This is a genomic window from Streptomyces ruber (genome assembly GCF_014648075.1).
GTDB lineage: Bacteria > Actinomycetota > Actinomycetes > Streptomycetales > Streptomycetaceae > Streptomyces > Streptomyces ruber.
On sequence record NZ_BMQK01000010.1, the window covers coordinates 64,364 to 86,474 of the forward strand.

Here is a 22,111-nt window from a genome sequence, read left to right on the forward strand (position 1 = left end):
GGCGGGCGAGGTGCGGCGACGCGGTCGTCGCGGTGGACGGGAAGGCCAGCTCGTACAGTGGGGCGGCCGCCACCGGCTGTCTCACATACCGGAATGAACTTTCCGGGAAATAAGATGCTTGAGATTGTTACCGTGCCAGTACAGTTCGCACACTCTTTCGGCGAGGAAGACCGAGCAATGTCCGCACCAGCCCCAGCCCCAGCCACCGGCCCAGCCCAGGCACCCGTCAACTCGCGGTCCCGCGTCCTCATCGCCAGCCTCATCGGCACGACGATCGAGTTCTACGACTTCTACATCTACGCGACCGCCGCCGTCCTGGTCTTCCCCAATCTGTTCTTCCCGAGCGGCGACCCGACCACGGCCCTGCTGTCGTCGTTCGCGGTGTTCGGCGCCGCGATGGTCGCCCGCCCGATCGGGGCCGTGGTCTTCGGGCACCTCGGCGACCGGCTCGGCCGCAAGCGGACCCTGGTGGTCTCGCTGCTGACCATGGGCATCGCCACGTTCCTCATCGGCGTCCTGCCCACCTACGCGCAGGTCGGCTGGGTCGCCACCGCCCTGCTCGTGCTGATGCGGCTCGCGCAGGGCTTCGCGCTCGGCGGCGAGTGGAGCGGTGCCGCGCTGGTCGCCACCGAGAACGCCCCCAAGGGCAAGCGCGCCCTGTACGGCACCTTCCCGCAGCTCGGCGCCCCGCTGGGCTTCATCATCGGCAACGGCCTGTTCCTGATCATCGGAGCGCTGCTGCCGTCCGGGGCGGGCGCCGACCCCACGCAGCCCTCCGACGCCTTCACCAGCTGGGGCTGGCGCATCCCGTTCCTGTTCTCCGCCGTGATGGTCGTCATCGGCCTGTGGGTGCGGTCGCGGCTCGTGGAGTCCGCGGTCTTCGCCAAGACCCAGGAGACCGGGAAGGTGCGGAAGCTGCCGCTGGCCACCGTGGTCCGCAGCCACTGGAGGCAGCTGGTCCTCGGCACCTTCTTCATGCTGGCGACGTACGTGCTCTTCTACCTCATGACCACGTTCTCGCTGAGCTACGGACGCACCGCGAAGGACGCCGACGTGCCCGGCCTGGGCTACAGCTACACCACCTTCGTCCTCATGATGATCTTCGGCGTGCTGTTCTTCGCCGTGTTCACCCTCGTCTCCGGTCCGCTCGCCGACAAGTACGGGCGGCGCACCACCCTGATCTGGATCACCGCCGCGATCCTGGTCTTCGGACTGGTGTGGGTGCCCCTGATCGGTCTGGGCACGCTCGGCGTGGTGCTGTGGCTGGTGCTCGGCTTCACCCTGATGGGCATGACGTTCGGGCCGATGGGCGCGCTGCTGCCCGAGCTCTTCCCGACGAGCGTGCGCTACACCGGGTCCGGCATCTCGTACAACGTCAGCTCGATCCTCGGGGCGGCGGTCGCCCCGTTCATCGCGGTGGCGCTGTGGGAGGCCGGTGACGGCTCACCGTGGCTGGTCGGCGTGTACCTCTCCGCGATGGCCGTACTGACGCTGGCCGCGCTCCTCCTCGGCAAGGAGACCAAGGACGTCTCCCTGGACGACGGCGAGGCCGCTCCCGCCTCGGCCAACGCCTCCTGATCAGGCCGGCATCCGCGACCACCGGACGCCGGGTCCCCGGCGCCTGTGGGCCGCCCCGTCACGGGGCGGCCCACAGGCGCCGCCGCCGTTGTCGCCCTCGGCTGACTTGTCACTCCGCCGGGGCCCCAGGGGAGGACGCCGCAGGCGAGGAGTTGCACATGGACGCGCAGGACGCACCGGACACCCGGAGCACGCAGGACGCGCAGGACACCGCCGGAGACTGCGGGCGGTCATCGGCGAGTTGTCGGACCGCTTCTACGAGCGGGCCGACGTGGTGCGGACGCTGCTGGTGACGCCTGGAGGCCCTGGGCGACAACCTCCGTCTCGTCGAGGACCTCACCGACGTCCACTCCGCCGCCGACCTCTTCCGCGTGATCTGACACCGTGCGCGGGAGTTCGGGGCCGTACGGCTGCGCACGGCCCCGTACCGCTGTGTCGATCACACGGTGGGACGTGCGGCCCCCGTGGCGGGCACGCCCGCAGACGGCGCGGCCGCCTCGGTGAACGGGTCGCGGGGGCTCTCCAGCTCGATCAGACCGACGGTCTCCCGCTTGAGGAGGGACGCCAGGGTCCAGTCCGCGAACACCCGGACCTTGCGGTTCAGGGTCGGGACCCGGCTGCCGTGGTACAGCCGGTGGAACCACCAGGCCGTACGGCCCTTGAGCTTGACCCTGCCGAAGAGGATCGCCACGCCCTTGTGCAGGCCGAGGCCGGCCACCGCGCCGAGGTTCTTGTGCCGGTACTCCTTCAGCGGCCTGCCGCGCAGCGCGGCGAGCACGTTGTCGGCGAGGACCGGCGCCTGGCGCACGGCGTGCTGCGCGTTCGGCGCGCACCAGGCGCCCTCCCCCACGGCGAGGTCGGGTACCTGGGCGTTGTCGCCCGCCGCCCAGACGTGCTCGAACCCGGCGACCTGGAGCGTGGGCAGGGTGTCGACGTGACCGCGCGGCCCCAGCGGCAGACCGAAGTGGGCCAGGGCCGGGCTGGGGCGCACCCCGGCCGTCCACACGATGGTGGAGGCGTCCGTCCGGACCCCGTTCGCCAGCACCACGTGCTGGTCGACGCACGACGTCATCGAGGTCTCCAGGTACACCTCGATGCCGCGCTGCTGCAGCTTCTCCATGGTCCACCCGCCGAGGTCGGGGCCCATCTCGGGGAGGATGCGGCCGGCGGCCTCGACCAGGACGAAGCGCATGTCCTCGCGGTCGACGTGGGCGTAGGTCCGTGCGGCGTCCCGGGCCATGTCCTCGACCTCGGCGACGGTCTCGACACCGGCGAAGCCGCCACCGACGAAGACGAAGGTGAGGGCTTTGCGCTTGACGGCCTCGTCGGAGGTGGAGTCGGCGCGGTCGAGCTGCGCCATGACGTGGTTGCGCAGGCTGATGGCCTCCTCCACGGACTTCATGCCGATGCCGTGCTCGGCCAGACCGGGGATCGGGAAGGTGCGGGAGACGGACCCGAGCGCGACGACGAGCTGGTCGAAGTCCAGCTCGAAGGTGTCGCCCGCCGCCGTGCGCACGTGGGCGGTCTTCTCCGCCTGGTCCACCGAGATCACGTGGCCGGTCACCACCTCCGCGCCCGCAAGGACGGGGCGCAGCGGCGCGACCAGGTTGCGCGGGGCCACGTTGCCGGCGGCCGCCTCGGGCAGGAACGGCAGGTAGGTCATGTACGGGCGCGGGTCCACGACGGTGACGGTGGCCTCGCCGTGGCGCAGCTTCTTCAGCAGGCGCATCGCGGTGTAGAGGCCCACGTAGCCGCCACCGGCGACGAGGATGCGGGGACGGTCGGGGGCGGGGGCGACAGGCATGGCGGTTTCTTCGGTGTGATCGGGGTGAGTGTGCCCGTGGGAGGTGGACGGCGGGATGTGGTGGGTGCCGAGGCGCCGGCGGAACACCCAGTACGTCCACGCCTGGTAGGCGACGACCAGCGGAGCGAAGAAGGCGCTCATCCAGGTCATGATCCCCAGCGTGTACGCGGAGGACGACGCGCCTGTGACCGTCAGGCTGAACGCCGGGTTCGTCGTGGACGGCATGACGTCGGGGTACAGGGTCAGGAAGAGCGTCGCCGCGGTCGCCGCGACGGTGACGGCGGAGCAGGTGAACGCCCAGCCCTCGCGGCCCGCCCTGGTGCAGGCCAGGGCGGTGAGCCAGGCGGCCAGGGCGATGACCACGGTGATCAGGCTGCGGGCGTTGCCGCGGTCCGCCTGGGTCCAGATGAGGAAGGCGGCCGCGGGCAGCGCGGCCACCAGCCCGAGCCGGACGGCGAGGGTGCGGGCCCGGGCGCGGATGTCACCGGTCGTCTTCAGCGCGGCGAAGACCGCGCCGTGCACGGTGAAGACGATCAGCAGGGTCAGCGCGCCGAGCAGGGCGTAGCCGTGGAAGAGCCCCGCGAGGCCGCCGGTGTAGACGTGCCGGTGGTCGATGGCGACACCGTGCACGATGTTGGCGAAGACCACGCCCCACAGCAGCGGGGTGAGCAGGGAGGTCCAGAAAATGGCGTGCTCCCAGTTGCGCTTCCAGCGGGCGCCGTCGCGCTTGGCGCGGTACTCGAAGGCCACCGCCCGGACGATCAGGCAGACCAGGATGGCGAACAGCACCAGGTCGAAGCCGCTGAACAGGGTGGCGTACCAGCCGGGGAAGGCGGCGAAGGTGGCGGCACCGGCCGCGATCATCCACACCTCGTTGGCGTCCCAGACGGGACCGATGGTGTTGATGAGCACCCGGCGCTCGCGCTCGTCGCGGGCCAGCAGCCGGGTGAGCACGCCGACGCCGAAGTCGAAGCCCTCCAGGACGAAGTAGCCCGTCCAGAAGAAGGCGATGAGCAGGAACCAGAAATCGTTCAGATGCATGACGGATACGTCCCTACAGCCGGTCAGTAGGCGAAGGTGAGGGTCTTGTCGTCGTCCTCGGCGGCGGACGGGCCGCGCAGCCTCGGGTCACGCCCGGGCGGCTGCTCCTCGAGGTGCGGCCCGGCCTTGGCGTAGGTGACCATCAGTCCGACCTCGATGACGGCGAGGACCGCGTAGAGCGCGGTGAAGCCGATCAGTGTGGTGAGCATCGTGGCGGCGGACACCCCCGGCGACACCGCGTCCGAGGTGCGCAGCAGTCCGTAGACCACCCAGGGCTGGCGGCCCGTCTCGGTGAAGATCCAGCCGAAGGAGTTGGAGACCAGCGGGAAGAGCATCGTCAGGATCATGACGCGCCAGGCCCACCTGGTGAGGAACGGGCCGAGGGGCCGGTTCGGCGTCAGCATCAGGTGCGGCACCTCCTCCGGCTCCGTCACATGGGCCGGGTTGATCATCCGGCGGTTGCGGGTGAGCCACAGTCCGGCCACGCCCACCGCGAAGGAGGTCATCCCGAACAGGATCATGGCGCGGTAGGACCAGTACGTGAGCGTGATGTTCGGCAGGTAGTCGCCGGCCGTGCCGCCGTACTGCGCCGCCATCGCCGAGGCCGCGTCGTTGATGCCGGTCACGGGAGCGGTGAGGCTGTGGTGCGCCAGGAACGACAGCACGTACGGGATGTCGAGGTCGACGACGTTGGTGTGCTTGGCCGCGTCCATGAGGGCGAAGACCGAGAACGGCGCGTTGGCCACCGTGTTCCACAGCCCCTCCCCCGCGGCCATCTTCAGCGGCTGTTCGTCGATCAGCAGCTGGCCGAGGCTGTCCGCGTCGATGAGGGTGGCGAGGCCGGCCACCGCGAGGACGCCGAGGCCGACCCGCAGCGAGGTCCGCATCACCGCGACCCGCTTGCGGTCCACAACGGTCACCGTGCCCGCGTTCTCCCTGCGCCGGGCGCGCAGCAGGTGCCAGGCGGAGATGCCGGTCACGAGCGCACCGCCGGTGATGAACGAGGCCGTGACCGCGTGCAGGCCGGCCAGCACCTGCAGGGGCTGGAACAGCACCGCGGGGAAGTCGGTCAGCCGCGCCCGGCCGTGGTCCAGCACGTAACCGACCGGGTGCTGCATCCAGGAGTTGGCGGCCAGGATGAAGTACGCCGACAGGATCGTGCCGAGGGACACCATCCAGATGCAGAAGCAGTGCACGCGGCGCGGGAGCCGGTCCCAGCCGAAGATCCACAGGCCGATGAACGTGGACTCGAAGAAGAAGGCGATGATCGCCTCCATGGCCAGCGGGACGCCGAAGACGTCGCCCACGAAGCGGGAGTAGGCGGACCAGTCCATGCCGAACTGGAACTCCTGGACGATGCCGGTGACCACGCCCATCGCCATGTTGATCAGGAAGAGCTTCCCCCAGAACTTCGTGGCGTGGAAGTACTTCTCCTTCCGCGTGCGCACCCACGCGGTCTCCAGGCCGGCGGTGATGCCGGCGAGGCTGATCGTCAAGGGCACGAACAGGTAGTGGTAGACGGTCGTGATCCCGAACTGCCAGCGGGCGATCGTCTCGGGAGACATGACGAGCACTTCCCTTCTTGTGAATGTGAACACATTCACGAAGTAAAGTTATGGGGAACGCCGAGCGAGCCGACATCCGGGAGCCTCGCAGGCGAAAAGGCCATGTGTCCAATGCCTTGTTGGATTGGCGAACATGCGCGGAGGTAATGCCAGGACTTCAATCTGCGAGCTCTGTCACACCGCCGACCGGCGGATTTTTGCTCATTTTGGCAAAAGGCGCAGGTCATCGATATTCGATGACCCGCATTCATGAAAACTGTGTAACTGAGGCATTGGAATCATGCCTGGCCGCGGCCGACCCTGATCACTTGGAATTCACGGAGACCAGACAGGAGTCGGTGATGGAGACCAAGTGGAACCCCGCGGAGGGGCGGCTGGAGACGAGGGCCCGGGGACGCGCCGTGCTGGCCGATCCCCTCCTGAACCGCGGCACCGCCTTCACCCAGGAGGAGCGGCGGGCACTCGGTCTCACCGGTCTCGTGCCGCCGCAGGTGCTCACCCAGGACCAGCAGGCGGCGCGCGCCTACCAGCAGTACCGGGCGCAGCCCACCGACCTGGCCAAGAACGTCTACCTCACGGCTCTGCACGACCGCAACCGCGTCCTGTTCTACCGGCTGCTCGGTGAGCACCTCGCCGAGATGCTGCCCATCGTCTACACCCCCACCGTCGGCACCGCGATCGAGCGTTACAGCTACGAGTACCGCCGCCCCGCCGGTGTCTACCTGTCGGTCGACGCGCCCGAGGACATCGAGCGCTCCCTGCTCGCCACCGGTCTGGGCCCGGACGACGTGGACCTCGTCGTCGTCACCGACGGCGAGGCGCTCCTCGGCATCGGTGACTGGGGCGTGGGCGGCATCGACATCGCGGTCGGCAAGCTCGCCGTCTACACCGCGGCCGCCGGCATCGACCCGAGCCGCACCCTCGCGGTCATGCTGGACGTCGGCACCAACCGCAAGGAGCTCCTCGACGACCCGCTGTACCTGGGCAACCATCACGAGCGCGTCGACCAGGTCACGTACGACTCCTTCATCGAGTCGTACATCGGCATCACCAGCCGGCTGTTCCCGAAGGCCCTGCTGCACTGGGAGGACCTCGGTCCGGCCAACGCCCGCCGCATCCTGGACGCCTACCGCGACAAGGTCTTCACCTGGAACGACGACATCCAGGGCACCGGCGCCGTGAACCTCGCCGCCGTCCTGGGCGGCGTCCGGGCCACCGGCGTCCCGCTGACCGACCACCGCATCGTGATCTTCGGTGCCGGCACCGCCGGCATCGGCGTCGCCGACCAGCTCCGCGACGCGCTCGTCATCGAGGGCCTCTCCCCCGAGGAGGCCACCGCCCGGGTCTGGGCCGTCGACCGGCACGGCCTGCTCACCCAGGGCCAGCAGGGCATGCGTGACTTCCAGATCCGCTACGCCCGCCCCGCCGCCGAGGTCGCGGACTGGCGTCACGACGACGAGGTCGGCGGCATCCCGCTCGCCGAGGTCGTCAAGCAGGCCCGCCCCACCATCCTGATCGGCACCTCCGGCCAGGGCGGCTCCTTCACCGAGGAGATCGTCCGGACCATGGCCGCGGACACCGAGCGCCCGATCATCATGGCCATGTCGAACCCGACCCGGCTGGCCGAGGCGGTCCCCGCCGACCTGCTCGCCTGGACCGACGGCCGCGCCCTGATCGCCACCGGCAGCCCCTTCGAGCCGGTCGAGCACGAGGGCACCACCTACACGATCGCGCAGGCCAACAACGCCCTCGTCTTCCCCGGCCTGGGCCTCGGCGCCATCGTCGCCGGCGCCGACCGCATCACCGACGGCATGCTCTCCGCCGTCGCGCACGCCGTCGCCCGGCACACCGACGCCAGTGTCCCCGGCGCGCCCATCCTGCCGCCCATCGCCCGGCTGCGGGAGACCACGGTGGACGTGGCGGTCGCCGTCGCCCGCGCCGCCGTCCAGGACGGCGTCGCCCGTGAACAGCCCGACGGCACGGACGCCACCGTCGAGGAGCGCGTCCGCGCCGCCATGTGGCACCCGGTCTACCCCCCGATCGAGGCCGTCTGACCGCCTCGTTGCGGTAAGGGCCGGCAGGCCCACCGGAGCAGCACTCCCCCACGACACCTCTCGGCGGCCGACCAGGACGACGGCAGCCGCCGAGCCCGCTCGACCGCGTCGTCCGTCCGTGCCGCCGATGCCACGACGCCGAGCCGGATCCGGGGGTGCGACAGCCCCGATCCGGCTCGACGGCTGACAGACCGACCGACAGCGGGCCACGGCCGAGCCACCTTCACCAGCTCAGCTCTAAAGAATTGACATAGTTGTGAGTTTCTCCCATATCGTCACCATCGTGGTGCCGGTCTTCGTCATCATCCTGGTCGGTTACGGCACCGGACGGCTCAGGCTGTTCGACGCGAGCGGGACTCAGGCGCTGCGCGACCTGACCATGCAGCTCGCGCTGCCCGCCTCCCTGCTGCTGAGCATCTGGAGGACGCCGCGCCACACCCTGGTCGAGAAGCTGCCCCTGGCGGGCCTGCTGGCGCTGGGCTTCCTCGCCGTGTACGCCGTGCTGTTCGCCGTCCTCCGCTACGCGGCCCGCACTCCCCTCAAGCGCGCCGCCCTGCTCGCGCTGGCCTGTGTGCAGCCGCAGTACGCCTTCATGGGCACCTCGATCCTCACCGGTCTCTTCGGCGCCGCGCAGGCCGCCATCCCGATCGCCGTCGGCGGCATCCTCGTCAACGTCATCCTCGACCCGGTCGTCCTCGTCATGCTCGGCCTGCCGGACCGCACGGCGCTGCGCACCGAGGCGCGGTCGCTGTCCGCCGGCGCCACGAGGCCCAAGCACGCGATGGCCACCGCGGGCGGCGGGGGCACGGCCGTGGCGGTCGCCCCCGCGGTCACGACGGCCGACGACCTCCCCGAGCCGCCCCGGACCTCGGCCCTGCAGACCGTCCTGCACCAGCTGCGCGAGCCCTTCGTCTGGGGTCCGCTGCTCGGTCTGGTCCTCTCCGTCACCGGTGTCGGTGTCCCGGAGGTCGTCGGCTCCTCGCTGACCCTGCTGGCCGGCGCCGCCTCCTCGGCCGCGCTGCTCTACGTCGGACTCTCCGTCGCGAAGGTCGGCCGCCCGCGCCTGCACCCGCGCGTCTGGGTCATCTCGCTCATCAGCGTGGTGGTCCTGCCCCTGCTGCTCTACTCCGTGGGCAAGGCCCTGACCTCCTCGGAGGCCGCCGCGCAGGCCGCGCTGATCCTCGCCTTCCCGGTCTCCCCCGTGCCGCTGATGTTCGCCTCCAAGTACGGCGACAAGGCGGACGAGGAGACCATCGGCTCCGCCGTCGTCGTCAGTCTGATCCTGTCGTTCATCACCCTCCCGGTGATCATCAACCTGGTCGGCTGATCCCGTCACCCGCCCGACACCGCCTGCCGCGGGGCCCCGGCCCCGTCGGCAGGCGTACGGGCGTCCGGACCGCGACCCTGGAACCCCGGAGCCGTTCCGTCGTCGCACCACCTCGTCGCACCACCTCGTCGCACCACCTCGTCGCACCACCTCGTCGCACCCCGTCATCGCACCGTGGAAGGCAGACAGCCGTATGACATCGGCAGCGCACGGTCGCCCGGACCGTGAACGGGAAGGGCCCGCGCCCGCACCGCCGCACCGCCTGCGCCGGTTGCGTGACACCGTCCGGCCCCGGCTCCTCGCGCTGCCCTGGGCGGCCGCGCTGCGCGGGGCCGCCGCGCTCACCGTGCCGCTCCTCGCCGGCATGCTCACCGGGTGGGTGACCCTCTCCGTCATCGCGGCGATCGGCGCGCTGTGGGGGGTGGGCCAGGACGGCTCCGACCCCTACCGGGCCCGGGTGCGGCGGTTCGCCGCGCTGGGCCTGGCGGCCGCGCTCGGCCTGGCCGCCGGCGAGGTCGCCCTGCGCAGCGGGCACGCCTCGGCCGTGACGCTCTGCCTGGTCGTGGCCGCGCTGGCCGGCGGCGTGGTCAGCCTGCGCGGACGGGTGTGGTCGGTGGCCGGTATGCACCTCCTGCTCGGCGTCACGATCGGCGGCGGCATTCCGGTACCGGGTCCCTGGTGGCACGCCCCGCTCGCCCTCCTCGCCGGGGTCGCCCTCCTCCTCGTCCTGTCCGCGACCCCCTGGCTGTGGCGTCGGCACCACGTCGAGCGGGCCGCCCTGCTGACCGTGTACCGTGCCGCGTCCGCGGCGCTGGCGGCGGCCGGTACGCCCGGTGCCACCGACGCCCGGCGACGGCTCACGGACGCCCTCGACAGCGCCCACCAGATGATGGGCCGCTACCTGGGCCCCGGCCGCCGGGGAGAGCCGGACCCGCAGGTCGGCGGTCTGCTCAGGGCGTTCGGCGTCGCCGTCCGGCTGGCCGAGGCGGTGACCACACTGCTGTGGGAGGCGCGCCCGCTCCCCGCGGCCGTGACGGACGTACCGCTGTCGATGGCCGCACGCCTGCTGCCGGAGCGCGACGCCGGGACCGCGCCCGGCCCGCCCGTCCCCACCGGTCCGGAGCCGGACACTTCGGGCCTGCGCGCCCTCGCCCACGTGTGCGCGACGGCCGCCGACGCGGAACGGATCGACGACGTCGCCCTGCACGTCCCGGCCCCAACGGGACCGGGCCGGCCGGCCCGGCTCCGGTACGCCGTCCTGCTCGCGGTCTGCGTACTCGCCGCGCAGGCGTGCGCCGAGATCCTGCACGGACCGCGCAGCTACTGGCTGCCCATGACCGTGGCCTTCGTGTACAAGCCGGACTTCGGTCCGGTGTTCGGCCGGGCGCTGCACCGCTGCACCGGCACGGTGGCCGGCGTGGCCGCCATGGCCGCGGTGTCGCTGGCGGTGCACGGCACGTACGCCCTGATCGGCGTCGTGGCGGTCTTCGGCGCGCTGATGGCCGTCGGCGTGCGCCACCACTACGCGCTGGCCACGACGGGGCTGACCGCCGTCGTGTTCGTCCTCGTCGAGCTGCTCGGTGACGACCGGGCGCTGTACCTGCCGCGCGTCCTGGACACCGCGCTCGCCGCCGCCATCGTCCTCGTGGTCCACTTCGCGGTCTGGCCGGACTCCGCCGGCAGCCGCGCCACCGTCCAGACCGAGGCGGCGGTGGCCGCCGCCCTCCGCTACCGCGACCTCTCCCCCGGCGTCACCGCCGCACAGCGCCAGGCCCTGCGCCGCACCGCCTACCGGCAGCTGGCCGAGGCGCGCAGGGCCGCCGCCCACGCCCGCCGCGAACCGGGCGCGCCGGGCCGGCGGCTGCCGGACTGGGAGGAGACCGTCACCACGGCGGAACAGCTGTGCGACGCCGTGACGGCGCGGGCTCTCGGCGCCGTCTCCCCCGCGGCCGCGCACGCCGCGTCCGCAAGCCCGTCGACCCGTGCGAAGCGAGAGTAGAAGAATGGACCTGCAGGTGCTCCGGTCGTTCCAGGCCGTGGCCGAGGGAGCCACGGTGACCGATGCCGCGGCGGAAGCCGGCATCACCCAGCCCGCCCTGTCGCGGGCCCTGAACCGGCTGGAGGAGGAGGTCGGCGCGGAGCTCTTCCAGCGCGTCGGCCGGGTCCTCCGGCTCAATCCGGCGGGACGGGTGTTCAAGGAGTACGTCGACGCCGTGCTCGACAGCTACGACCGCGGGCTGCGGGCCGTGGCCGAGGTCGTCGACCCGGACGCGGGCGTCGTCTCCCTGGCCTTCCTGCACACCCTGGGCACCTGGCTCGTGCCCAGGCTGGTCACCGACTTCCGGGAGTCCTCACCACAGGTCCGGTTCGACCTCCACCAGGCGGGCGAGATCGGTCTGGCCCAGCACCTGCTCGACTCCACCGCGGACCTCATCATCACCAGCAAGGACCCCGGTCACCCCCTGATCACCTGGCGCCGGCTGCTGGTGGAACCCCTGTGGCTCGCCGTCCCCACCCGCCATCACATGGCCCGGCGCCGCCGGGTCCGCCTGGCCGAGGTCGCCGAGGAGCCGTTCATCGTGCTCAAACCGGGCTACGGCCTCCGCAACGTCACCGAGACGCTGTGCCACCAGGCGGGCTTCTCCCCGCTGGTCGGCTTCGAGGGCGAGGAGGTCGAGACCCTGCGCGGCCTGGTCGCGGCCGGCCTCGGGGTCTCCCTGATCCCCGCCTCGTCCCGCGCCACGGACCCGGAGGCCGGCCCGGACCTCCCCGTCCGCTACCTCCAGATGACCGACGTCCACGCCACCCGCGACATCGGCATCGCCTGGCTCGCCTCCCGCACCCTGCCACCGGCACCCCAGCAGTTCATGGAACGCGCCCTGAAGGTCACGGCCGAGAGCCGGGAGCCGGGAGCCGCCCGGTAGGGCCGCCCGGCTCCCGGCTCCCTCCGTCACCGCTGCCGGCCGGGGATCACGGTCAGTCCGTACTCGAAGCGCCCGTCGAAGGAGCCGGGGGCCAGGTGGTCGCGGACGCGGTGGAGGGCGGGGTGGGCCGTGCCCGTGACCGCGTCCGCCAGGCGGTCGCCGAGGGGCTGGTGGGCCGCCGCCCGTTCCTCCTGGGTGAGGCCGAAGGTGAAGTACAGGAGCGTCCACGTGGTCCGGGCGGCGTCGCGCTCGCTCAGCCCGGTCTCCAGGAGCGCGGTGACGAGCGTCTCCGAGAAGCGCGGGGTGTGGGGTTCGGCGACGTGGGTGCCGACGACGAGTGCGGCGCCGTCGCGGTGGGCAGCAGGGCACGGCGCACCCGGCGGGCCAGTTCGCGGGCGCGCTCGGCCGGCGCGGAGGGCAGGTCGTCCAGCGGGACCTCGCCGAGGACCGCGTCGGCCATGAGCTCCAGCATCCGGGCCTTGGTCTTCACGTGCCACAGCACCGTGTTCATCCGTACGCCGAGCCGGGCGGCGACCGCCCGGGGGGACAGCGCCTCCAGACCCTTCTCGTCCAGGCGTTCCAGCGCGGCCCGGATCACGGTGCCCGGTTCGAGACGGTCGGCCGTTCGCTTGTTGGTCACTGCCCGACCACGTGCCCGTCGGGGCGGATCAGGGCGGTGCGCAGTCCGCCCCAGACGGCCGGGGGCCGGGCCGGCGTGCCGGTGTGGACGGCAGGCCCCGGCAGCGTGCGGTCGCCGAGGCCCGGGCCGGGACCGGCCGGGACCCGCTGCCGCTGCCGCTGCCCGTGCCGGTGGGCGACGGGTCCTGATGCCGGCCCCCGGCCCTCAGGGAGCCTCCTCAGCAAGCCGAACGGAACGTGCAGCGGCCGGAGCCCACCGCGTACACGGCCTCGTCCCCGTCGACGCGCGGCTTCCGCGCCCCTTCGGGTGCCGGGGCCGCACCGCCGACCAGCGGCAGGTGCGCCTCGGCCGTGCTGCCGGCCGGTACGTCCACGGTCGGCCGGAGGCGCCCGGCCTACCGCTGCCGGCCGGAGTCCGGCACCCTCTGGGTGCCGGACCCGGACATGTGCCATGACCAGGGGTCAGCTCACGTCAGCGGCTGTACCTGGATGTTGCGGAAGCGGACCTTGTTCCCGTGGTCCTGCAACCGGATCGCTCCCGCGGCCGGTGTCTCGGACCGGCCGGACGCGGTGGGGCCGTCGAGGGCGATGTCGTCGTGGACCTTCTTGCCGTTCCACACCACCGTCACCCGGGCGTCGGCCGTCTTGTTGCCACTGTCGTCGTAGCGGGCCGCGCGGAAGACGATGTCGTACGTCTGCCAGGTCTCCGGCGCCCTCGCCGCGTTGACGTCGGGCGCCTTCTTCAGGTAGATCGCCCCGGCCTCGTTGGTGTCCAGGGTGGTGTCACCGTAGGAGTCGAGGATCTGGAGCTCGTAGCGGTCCTGGAGGAAGATGCCGCTGTTGCCGCGGTCCTGCCCGGTCACCTCCGGGGGCAGCAGCGGGACGCGGAACTCCACGTGCAGCCTGAAGTCCTGGTAGGCCTCCTTGGTACGGATGTCACCGCAGCACACCTCCATCGACTTCGCGTCGGCGAGCGGCCACGTCACGCGCCGCCCGTCCGTGTGCTGCCACTGAGCCTGCGAGGCCCCGGTCCCGTCGAACAGGGCGACCCGCGCGCCGCGGGGACGGACGGTGATCAGGTCGAGGTTGACGTGACCGGTGTCGCCGGGGTCGTACCGGTAGGAGATGGTGTTGTGCCCGGCGCGCAGGGTCAGGCGCTCGGTCCGGGTGGACCAGGTCTCCCAGTCGCCGGTGGAGGGGAGATGTGTCTGCCGGAGCTTCTTCCCGTTGGCGTACAGGGAGAGAGACTTGGTGCCCTGGAACGGGTCCGGCCCGTTGGAGTAGCGGAGGTTCACGTCGTAGGTGCCCGGCTTCGGCACCGTCACGTCGAACGTCGTGCCCACCTCGCCCTCGGTCGCGTACCGGTCGACGAACCCGCTGCCGGAGTAGCCGGTGTGGTCGGTGTCGACCCCGGCCGTTCCGGTCAGGCGCGCCTCCTCGGCCTCGTACAGGGTCGCGGCGGGCGGCTGCTTGCCGGGCATCTCGTTGAGCGTGTACCAGGCCTCGGTGTTCCACAGCGTCTCACCGGAGGCGGACTCGAAGGGGCGCGGGGAGCGCACGTGCACCACGCGGTCCGGCTTCAGGCCGTCCAGCCGCAGCCGGACGGTGCGGCCGTCCTTCGAGAGCGTCGCCGAGCGCACGGCGAGCTGCTCCTGCGCGATCTTCGGACCTCCGTAGTCGGCGGTCGGTGTGTAGCGCCACTGTTCGGCCCGGTAGCGCTCGGCGAGCTGCGCGGCGGTCTCCTCGGAGACCGGCTGCGTGTACGTCAGGTCGAAGCCGCCCGGTACGGCGCGCATGGTCCTGATGTCGAAGGTGTTGCCACCGTTGGGTGTCAGCTTCTGCAGGCCGTACTTGAGCTTGCCCTCCTGACCCCAGTTGCCGTCGGCGCCGAGGCCGCCCGCGTAGATCGCGCCGTCGGGGCCGAGGGAGATGCGGTTGACACCGGCCTCCAGGCCCTGCGTGTGCCGGAAGACGGCGCCCTGGTACTGCCCCTTCACCTTCTCCAGGTAGGCGCGCTGGAGACCGCCGTAGGTGACGTCACCGATCAGCATCTGCCCCGCGAACTGTCCCTTCTCCAGGAGCAGCGGGGTGGAGGGGGAGTTGCCGATCTCGTTCTGCGGCAGCCACAGCACCGGTTCGGTGACGGGGCGGTCGTCGAAGGTTCCCGCGGGCTCCGTGTAGTGGTTGAAGAAGCGGTCCTGCTTGATCTGCACGAGCTTCGACGAGGGGAGCCAGCCGCCCTGGTTGTCGGTGGCGAAGAGGCTGCCGTCCGGTCCCCAGCCGATGCCGTTGGGGGTCCGCAGTCCGCCCGCGATCGGGCTGATCTTCCCGGTCTTCCGGTTCACCTTGTACGTGACGCCGCGGCCGGGCGCGGGCTGCGGGGTGGTGGTCGCGCCGCCGAGGTCGATGGCGACGGAGAGGTTCACGTAGAAGTGGCCGTCGCGGTAGAGCAGGCCGAACGCGAACTCGTGGAAGTTCCCGCTGTACGGCCAGGTGGCGACCGTGCGGTACTCGTCGGTCACCTCGTCGCCGTCCCGGTCGACGAGCCGGGTCAGCTCGTGCTTCTGCGAGACGTACAGGGAACCGTCGACGTACTTGATGCCCATCGGCTCGCGCAGCCCGCTCGCCACCTTCTTGACGGTGACCTTGTCCCGGCTGGTCGCGCCGGTGACGTTGTCGAGCAGGTACACCTCTCCGGCAACGTTGTCGGTGCCGCCCCACGTGCTGATCGCGAGCCGCCCGTCGGGCAGCCAGTCCATGCCGCTGACCTGCGGCTGGAAACCGTCAGGACGCAGGTCGGTGAGGGTGAGGTCGGGGCGTACGTCGGTCAGCGGCAGCCCGTCGCCCGGGGTGTCGCCGCTCGCCTCGCACTCCTTGCGGCCCGGTGCCGTCACCCGGACGACACCGGCGTCGGTGCTCAGTGCCTCCTGCGGTACGACGGTGAAGCCGCTCTCGCCGGGCGGCCGCCAGGAGAGCTGCAGCTGCTGCCCGCCGTCGCGTTCGAAGTGGTCGATGCGCAGCGGGTGCGAGCCCGCGGTGAGGTGGACCGTACCGTCCTTGGGCTCCGCGCCGTGCAGCCCGTCGTGGTCGATCACCGTGGTGCCGTCGATGGTCAGGCGTGAGCCGTCGTCGCTGGTCAGGCGGAACACGTAGCTGCCGTCGCGCGGCGCGACCAGGTAGCCGGACGCCTCCGCCACGAAGTGGTCGTCGAATCCGCCGAAGTCCTCGGACGTCGACCAGTCGACCGTCGGCCTCAGCGCGTCGTGGTTGGGGGTCTGCCCCGGCTTCAGGGTGCACAGCTTGTCCAACGGCGTCTGCACGTCGAACACGCGCAGGGTGATGCCGGGCTCCTGGGGAGGGATGTCCTGCGCGTCGGCGGGAGCGGCCGAGACCGCCGGGGCGGCCCAGAGGCCGCCGGTGAGGATGCTCGACGCCAGCAGGACGACGAGGTGTCTTCGGGCACGCGAGAACAGGCGTTGGTGCATTGGTCCTCCGGGTCGTGGGGACCGGACCGTGCCGGATATCGCTCCGGTCTCGTGCGGGTGACCGCGGTTCCGCCGGTGTGGCCGCCGGTTCCGCCGGTATGGCTGTTAGTTCCGCCGTCAAGGTAGGGGACTTCCGCTTGACATGTCCATACTTTGTCATCGGAGAGTTCAAAGTGCGTGTCGGTTCAGTGCGGGCGAGTTCAGCGTGCGGGCGCGGCGTCGTAGACGAGGAGCCCGTCCTCGCGCAGTCGCGCACCGACGGTCGGCACATGGGAGACGACCCGGCCGTCGTGCATCAGGTGACAGGCCGGCACCCCGCGGGCGAGCACCGCGTAGTCCGCGACGAGGCGCCGGTGGCAGCGCCACCGGACCGCTTCGCTGCACATGACCGCCGTACGGGCGCGCGCCGCCTCCGCCAGCAGTTGCCGCATCGCGGTGACGAACTCCGGGGAACGGGTGTGACCGGCGTAGCCGCGGAAGGAGTCGTTGCGCCAGAAGGTGTCCGGGCTGCCGGCGGCCGGCCTGCGGAACCCGCCGAGCGCGGGTTCCCACCGGTAGGCGATCCCGCTGTCCGGCAGCCACCCGGCCAGCCGGTCCCGCAGCATGTCGGGGTCGCGGCGGCTCCCCGGGGCGGTGCGCACGTCCACGACCGCCTCGACACCGGCGTCCCGCAGCAGGCCGACGATCCGCTCGCGGGCCGCGGTGCCGTGTCCGAAGGTGTGCAGGAGTGTTTCCACCTGCTGGTTCCTTACCGCGCCGCTGCGTGGCGGGCGCCAGGATCACCCCACGGCCCGTACCGCCCCGCACCGGAACGCTGACCGCACTTTGGGCGGGAGTTGTGGATGTGTCCGGATCGGCGCTCGTGGTGTGCGGTGGTGTCGTCGTACAGTGCGGCCACTGATGCAGCGTTCCGGGGACGGGGGACCCCAATGTTGTCTTCACATCGCGGCGTGCCACGCGCGTCAGCGGCCTCACGCGGCAGCTTCGTGCTGCTGGCGCTGCTGGTCGTCGTGGGCAGCCCCTGGGTGCAGCGGCTCCTTTTCGACTACTACCTCGACCACCACACCTGGCTCTTCTCCGACGAGAAGACGGCCATGTTCGTCCGGGCGACGTTCATGCCCTCATGGCAGTACTCCCCCCGGTACTACGACGGCGTCCACCACCTGGTCGCCGCCGACCTCATGACCTTGCTGCTGTTCGCGGGGATCGTCCTCCTCCCGTCGCGGCTGCCGGCCCGCGTGCCGAGGTGGCTCCGCTGCGTCCTCGGCGGTGTGCTGGCGTCGGTGCTCGTGAACCTGCTGTTGTGGGCCGCGCCCGACCTGGTCGATCCCGACGCCGCGGACTGGAGGTTCTCCGGCGAGGTGCTGGGACCCCTCGTGCGGTCGGCTCTCGTCTTCGGCCTGGCCGTCGGCCTGCTGCTCGCGCTGCTCACCGCCGGAGCCGGCCGGAACGGCCGGACCGCGCGCCGCCACGTCCGTCCACAGGGCCACGGCCTCGTCGCACCGCAGGAGAGGGGGAGGATCGGCATGCAGACCGTACCGACCACCGTACAGAGACCCATGCCGGTCGGGAGCGCACCGGGTGACGTCACCCGCTATCTGTGCGCCGCGGCCTACACCGACGAGGGCTTCGCCGACCGCGTGGTCGAGGAGGTCCTGGCCGACGAGGCCGGCGCCGTCGCCCCCTCACCCGGCGTCGACCTGAAGGCGGTGGTGGACCACTGCCTGAACGCCCGGGAGATCCGGCACCGGCGCGATCTGCACCTGACGGGGGCCTTCGTCCTCCTGGCCCTCACCGCACCGCTGTGGCTCGTCCTCGCCATGGTGCTCCTCAACATCACCCGGAGCGCCGGCGTGCGGCCGAGCCTGGCCGTGCGCGGCCGGACCCACCCCGAACGCAGGGCCCTGGTGAAGACCGGGATCACGGCCGGGTTCGCGGTGCTGCTCGCCTTCTACATCGGCGCCGTCGTCTCGTCGGTGCCCATGCCCGCCTTCGTGAGCTGGCTGTTCGGCGCCTACCTGGCCGGCGTACCGGCCGCGCTCGCCGCCCTCTGCGCGCTGGCGTTCGCGTACGCCACGGTCGTGCGCCACGACCTCGGCATCGACCGGCTGCTGCGCACCACCCTGACCCGCGGGACGTTCGGCCGGATGCGGTCGGCCCGCCCCGGTCGGCCCCGCCCGCAGTGGATCGCCGACCGGATCGCGGCCGTCGCCGAGGCGCAGGAGGGGAACGTCACGGTCTACAGCGGATACACCCCCTGGATCGGCTACTCGGAGACCCGCTCCAAGTGGCTGCTCACCGTGCCCCTGCTGCCGGCCGACGATCCCGTCGGCACGAAGGCCCGCCCGGCCGCGCCGCGGCCCTTCACCGTCACCGAACTCGTCGGCCACGTACGCGAGCGACTCCAGGCGGCGGCCGCCCACGGTGCCGCCGGCGACACGGCCGAGGCCGGTGCGGGGGCCCTCGGCTCCCTCGTCGTCGAGGACCGGATCTTCGTGAACGGCACGACCGTCAAGGGCGACGAGCGGTTCGCCGGCACCTCACGGCGCACCCCGGCCGTCCGGCTGTCCGCCGAGACGGTCGAGCAGATCATGCTCCGCCCGACCGGCACGGCCCGCCACTGTCTGGCCGTTCACGTGCCGCTGTGGGGCGGTGACGTGGTGCCCAGTGTGCTCCTGCACTTCGCGACCACCGGCAGGACGCTGCACCTGCACATCGACGTGCATGTGCTCGGCCCCGTCCATGGCGCCTACCATTCCGTGGACCGGTTGCGCGGCGACCTCACCCCGGAGGCCAGGCGAGGGCTGCTGATGGACGCTCTCGGCCACACGGGCAGGGCGCTCTTCGGCGCACCGTTCCGGGTCCGCCGCCACGCGAGCCTCGACGCCCGCCACCGCCGGAGGACGGTGGACGAGCTCAAGGCCATGCGGCAGGACCCGCTCTACGACCACGGCGCCCGGGTGAGCATCCGGGAGATGGCGCTGAGTCCCGAGTACCACAACTACTTCCAGGTCGTGGACGCCGACGAGATCACGTTGATGGTGGAGCGCCACACCCTGGCCGCCATGCGCGAGTTCCTCGACTCGCACGGCTACGACACCGCCGACTTCCGCGCCCAGCAGCAGACCATCCTCAACCAGGGTGTCATCCAGCAGGGCGGGACGAGCATCATCGGCAACCAGGCGATCGGCACGGGCGCGACCGCCACGCAGAACCTCCCGCAGCAGTCCGGAGCGGCCGCCCCGAGCCCGGCCGGCGGTTCCACCACGTGAAGGGACATCCACCATGCGCGACGACGGGCGACAGGACCCTCCGGTCAACAACGGGATCATGATCAGCGGAGGCACCCACTACGTGGGCAACCAGGCGGTCGGAGATCGGGCTCAGGCGTTCTCCGGATCGGTCTCCTTCCAGCCCCGGGACAACGAGCGGACGGCCGAACTCATCGGGCGCGTCGAGCAGTTGCTGGACGCGCACCGCGCGGAGCTCGGCGATCCCGAGGGCACGGCGCAGGAGCTGAGCCGCCTGCGCGAGGAACTCGCGGCCCCCGCGACACCGCCCACGGTGCTGCAGCGCACCCTGGAGCGGCTCACTGCCCTCGTCGAGCCGGTGGCCCCGCTCGTCACCGCGGTCGGACAGCTCGCCCAGTCGGTACAGGGCCTCCCCGGACTGTGAGGACCGGACCCGGCCGGATGCGGGGCCGGCCGGACACCTACGGCGGGCACGCCCACCCGACCGGGGACACGTCCGGACGCCACGTACACGCGCGCCGCCAAGGGGGCCGCCGCCGTGCTCTTCCGCGGTGCCGGGTCAGTTCCGCGCGCCGTTCCGTCGCCGGGACACGATCGAGGACTCGGCCAGGTCCAGCACGCCGAGGAGCACCAGCACGAGCCCGAGGGGCCCTCCGCGGAACCACAGGAACTCCAGGTCCCGGAAGAACAGGGCGAGCACCGCCCCGACGGCGACCAAGGTGATCCCCAGCAGTGTCCTGAAAGACCTGAAGGACTTGAAGGACAGTGCCCTGAAGGACATGACTCCACGCTCCGTACCCATCGCGCTCCCCCTGGGCCGTTCCGCCCCGGCTGTCACGCCAACGACACCACGCGGCCCCGGGACGGCACATCGTCGCACCGGGCGATGTCGTCGCCGGTCCTGTCCGTCGAAGGATGTAGTGACGGCAGCAGGATGCGGCGGCGAAGGCCTCACTCCGGCACGTCCACCGTGGTGAACAGGCCGTCCTCCGTCGGGAAGCGACGGTGGATCGCGCCTGTCCCGGCACCGCTGCGGCGGGCCGCGCCCGCGCCGCAACGCCCGCGGAGGCCGCCGGAGCGGGTGACCGGGAACTGCCGGCGTCCCGCTCGCAGCCCTCCGGCAGTTCCCGGCCGCCGATCCGGCCGGCGAGACCGTGCCTCACACCGTCAACTACTGCCCGTCGCGGCGCGACGGGTGACGAGCGCACTGCCCTGCCGGTCGCCGGCGACAGCCTCCGGGCCAAGGCGTCCGCCGCGGACCCGATCGGCCGGCCCGCTGTCGACACGGCCGGTGTCGGTCCCCTGAGCGGGAGCCTGCGGTTCGAGCCGGAGACGTTCGCCCCCGCGGTGCCGTACTCCGCCGGCCCCGACGCCTGCAGGTCCGGCAGAGCCGAAGCCGCCGAGGCGTTCCGATCCGGCCGCGCCCCGATGGGCGAGAACTCCCGGGACCCCGGTGCGCCACTGCCCGCACGCCGGCTCCGCGCCCTGCCCGACGAGACGCCCCGCGTGCCCACCGCCGGCCGCGTGACGCCCTGAGGCCGAGGCCGGCCACAGCCCTCGGCCGTGGTCGGTGTGGGGTCCGGCAGGCCGGGCCCCACCCGGAGACGGTGCCTAGTAGCTCAGCGCCGCGTTCCAGTCGCCACGGCCCCGGCGGGTGAGGTCGAGGATGTGCCACACCGGGGTGAGCAGGTCGATGCCCCGCTGACCGATGTCCTCGGACATCCTCGGGTGCGCCGAGTAGAAGTGGCGCACCGGTCCGTCGCCGTCCCGGGTGAACACCGACACCGTCGAGTCCTGGTTGCCCTCGGCGTCCTCGCTGCCCAGGTCGTACTTGAAGGTGCTCGCTCCGGCGCTGAGCAGGCGCAGGTTGGTCCACCCCCGGTCCCGGGCGTGCGCGCGGAGTGCGGGCGGGTCGGCCGCGGCGACGATCACGAGGTCCACGTTCTGGGCCACGTGCCGGGCGATGCCGTTGAAACCGTCGATCCACATCGTGCACATGGGGCAGGGACGGGTCTGCCGCTTGCCGTACATGAAGTGGTAGACGACCAGATCGCGCTCGGGCCGGGTGAACAGCTCGCTCAGCCGGACGGTCCGTACCGGCTCGTCACCGGCGTCCAGGTCCGCGGGCCCTTCCTCGAACTCGTAGTCGTCGACGACGGGGCCCGGCGGCAGATGACGACGCAGATCGGCCACCCGTTCCCGATGGCGCATCAGCTCGATCTCGGCCTCGCGCAGCTCCTCGCGGGCCTTGACGTAGTCGGTCGACTCCCCGGCGAGACTGGTCTGACGCATCGCTGCCTCCTACGACGACCGGTAGGCGGTGGTGGCTGCCGCGCTGCCGTCATTGTCCGCTCCTGCGCGCGGGCTCGCCAGGGGCAAGGGGCCGGCCAAGTGGTGCGGTTCTGACGGGATCTGTTGGTTGCACGAGTGTGGCGTTGCGCGG

At 71.8% G+C, this 22,111-nt stretch carries 14 protein-coding genes and 1 pseudogene; 7 read left to right on the top strand and 8 right to left on the bottom strand.

What is annotated here, in order from left to right:
- Positions 1-177 precede the first annotated feature (177 nt).
- Complete coding sequence (locus IEZ04_RS21255; protein WP_189218521.1) at positions 178-1,578, top strand: MFS transporter; 1,401 nt, start codon at positions 178-180, stop codon at positions 1,576-1,578.
- A 439-nt stretch (positions 1,579-2,017) separates the two neighbouring features.
- Here the strand turns inward: IEZ04_RS21255 and IEZ04_RS34960 are convergent, their stop codons facing one another.
- The 3 genes and pseudogenes from IEZ04_RS34960 to IEZ04_RS21265 form a co-directional block, all read right to left on the bottom strand.
- Complete coding sequence (locus IEZ04_RS34960; protein WP_229821180.1) at positions 2,018-3,382, bottom strand: NAD(P)/FAD-dependent oxidoreductase; 1,365 nt, start codon at positions 3,380-3,382, stop codon at positions 2,018-2,020.
- 93 nt (positions 3,383-3,475) lie between these two features.
- Positions 3,476-4,423, bottom strand: a pseudogene (gene cydB / locus IEZ04_RS34965) (cytochrome d ubiquinol oxidase subunit II); the annotation flags it as partial.
- Positions 4,424-4,446: 23 nt separating this feature from the next.
- Positions 4,447-5,988, bottom strand: coding sequence for a cytochrome ubiquinol oxidase subunit I (locus IEZ04_RS21265; RefSeq protein ID WP_189218523.1), 1,542 nt, complete (start codon positions 5,986-5,988; stop codon positions 4,447-4,449).
- A gap of 341 nt (positions 5,989-6,329) precedes the next feature.
- Between IEZ04_RS21265 and IEZ04_RS21270 the strand changes: the two genes are divergently transcribed.
- From IEZ04_RS21270 to IEZ04_RS21285, 4 genes are all read left to right on the top strand, one after another.
- On the top strand, positions 6,330-8,042 hold the full coding sequence (locus IEZ04_RS21270) for an NAD-dependent malic enzyme (RefSeq protein WP_189218524.1): 1,713 nt from the start codon (positions 6,330-6,332) through the stop codon (positions 8,040-8,042).
- A gap of 256 nt (positions 8,043-8,298) precedes the next feature.
- Positions 8,299-9,369, top strand: coding sequence for an AEC family transporter (locus tag IEZ04_RS21275; protein WP_189218525.1), 1,071 nt, complete (start codon positions 8,299-8,301; stop codon positions 9,367-9,369).
- Positions 9,370-9,640: 271 nt separating this feature from the next.
- The gene (locus tag IEZ04_RS21280) at positions 9,641-11,368 is read left to right on the top strand and encodes an FUSC family protein (RefSeq protein ID WP_229821157.1); all 1,728 of its coding nucleotides are present in this window, start codon (positions 9,641-9,643) and stop codon (positions 11,366-11,368) included.
- Positions 11,369-11,372: 4 nt separating this feature from the next.
- Entirely contained in the window at positions 11,373-12,293 is a 921-nt protein-coding gene (locus IEZ04_RS21285) for a LysR family transcriptional regulator (protein WP_189218527.1), read from the top strand.
- A 26-nt stretch (positions 12,294-12,319) separates the two neighbouring features.
- On the opposite strand, the gene IEZ04_RS21290 is transcribed toward IEZ04_RS21285, so the two are convergent.
- The 3 genes from IEZ04_RS21290 to IEZ04_RS21305 all read right to left on the bottom strand — a co-directional run bounded on the left by IEZ04_RS21290 (position 12,320) and on the right by IEZ04_RS21305 (position 17,154).
- On the bottom strand, positions 12,320-12,790 hold the full coding sequence (locus IEZ04_RS21290; protein ID WP_308429819.1) for a TetR/AcrR family transcriptional regulator C-terminal domain-containing protein: 471 nt from the start codon (positions 12,788-12,790) through the stop codon (positions 12,320-12,322).
- 609 nt (positions 12,791-13,399) lie between these two features.
- Complete coding sequence (locus IEZ04_RS21300; protein WP_189218529.1) at positions 13,400-16,417, bottom strand: 3-keto-alpha-glucoside-1,2-lyase-like domain-containing protein; 3,018 nt, start codon at positions 16,415-16,417, stop codon at positions 13,400-13,402.
- 200 nt (positions 16,418-16,617) lie between these two features.
- Complete coding sequence (locus IEZ04_RS21305) at positions 16,618-17,154, bottom strand: DUF488 domain-containing protein (RefSeq protein WP_189218530.1); 537 nt, start codon at positions 17,152-17,154, stop codon at positions 16,618-16,620.
- A gap of 213 nt (positions 17,155-17,367) precedes the next feature.
- On the opposite strand from IEZ04_RS21305, the gene IEZ04_RS21310 reads away from it, so the two are divergent.
- Positions 17,368-19,689 carry an AbeC-like domain-containing protein gene (locus IEZ04_RS21310; protein WP_229821158.1) on the top strand — a complete coding sequence of 774 codons (2,322 nt, stop codon included), beginning with the start codon at positions 17,368-17,370 and terminating at the stop codon, positions 19,687-19,689.
- A 13-nt stretch (positions 19,690-19,702) separates the two neighbouring features.
- Positions 19,703-20,092: a DUF5955 family protein gene (locus tag IEZ04_RS21315; protein WP_189218532.1), complete on the top strand. Its 390-nt coding sequence runs from the start codon at positions 19,703-19,705 to the stop codon at positions 20,090-20,092.
- Between the two features lie 135 nt (positions 20,093-20,227).
- Here IEZ04_RS21315 and IEZ04_RS21320 read toward each other — a convergent pair whose 3' ends face one another.
- Together IEZ04_RS21320 and IEZ04_RS21325 are read right to left on the bottom strand one after the other, a co-directional pair.
- Positions 20,228-20,449 (bottom strand): hypothetical protein, encoded by a 222-nt coding sequence (locus IEZ04_RS21320; RefSeq protein ID WP_229821159.1) that lies wholly within the window; start codon positions 20,447-20,449, stop codon positions 20,228-20,230.
- Positions 20,450-21,279: 830 nt separating this feature from the next.
- On the bottom strand, positions 21,280-21,960 hold the full coding sequence (locus tag IEZ04_RS21325) for a DUF899 family protein (RefSeq protein WP_189218533.1): 681 nt from the start codon (positions 21,958-21,960) through the stop codon (positions 21,280-21,282).
- Between the last annotated feature and the right edge of the window lie 151 nt (positions 21,961-22,111).

What these genes read in the sequence shown, in the direction of transcription:
- IEZ04_RS21255 (WP_189218521.1), top strand. Translation starts at nt 178, where the DNA reads ATGTCCGCACCAGCCCCAGCCCCAGCCACCGGCCCAGCCCAGGCACCC.
- IEZ04_RS34960 (WP_229821180.1), bottom strand. Translation starts at nt 3,382, where the DNA reads ATGCCTGTCGCCCCCGCCCCCGACCGTCCCCGCATCCTCGTCGCCGGT.
- IEZ04_RS21265 (WP_189218523.1), bottom strand. Translation starts at nt 5,988, where the DNA reads ATGTCTCCCGAGACGATCGCCCGCTGGCAGTTCGGGATCACGACCGTC.
- IEZ04_RS21270 (WP_189218524.1), top strand. Translation starts at nt 6,330, where the DNA reads ATGGAGACCAAGTGGAACCCCGCGGAGGGGCGGCTGGAGACGAGGGCC.
- IEZ04_RS21285 (WP_189218527.1), top strand. Translation starts at nt 11,373, where the DNA reads ATGGACCTGCAGGTGCTCCGGTCGTTCCAGGCCGTGGCCGAGGGAGCC.
- IEZ04_RS21300 (WP_189218529.1), bottom strand. Translation starts at nt 16,417, where the DNA reads ATGCACCAACGCCTGTTCTCGCGTGCCCGAAGACACCTCGTCGTCCTG.
- IEZ04_RS21315 (WP_189218532.1), top strand. Translation starts at nt 19,703, where the DNA reads ATGCGCGACGACGGGCGACAGGACCCTCCGGTCAACAACGGGATCATG.
- IEZ04_RS21320 (WP_229821159.1), bottom strand. Translation starts at nt 20,449, where the DNA reads ATGTCCTTCAGGGCACTGTCCTTCAAGTCCTTCAGGTCTTTCAGGACA.
- IEZ04_RS21325 (WP_189218533.1), bottom strand. Translation starts at nt 21,960, where the DNA reads ATGCGTCAGACCAGTCTCGCCGGGGAGTCGACCGACTACGTCAAGGCC.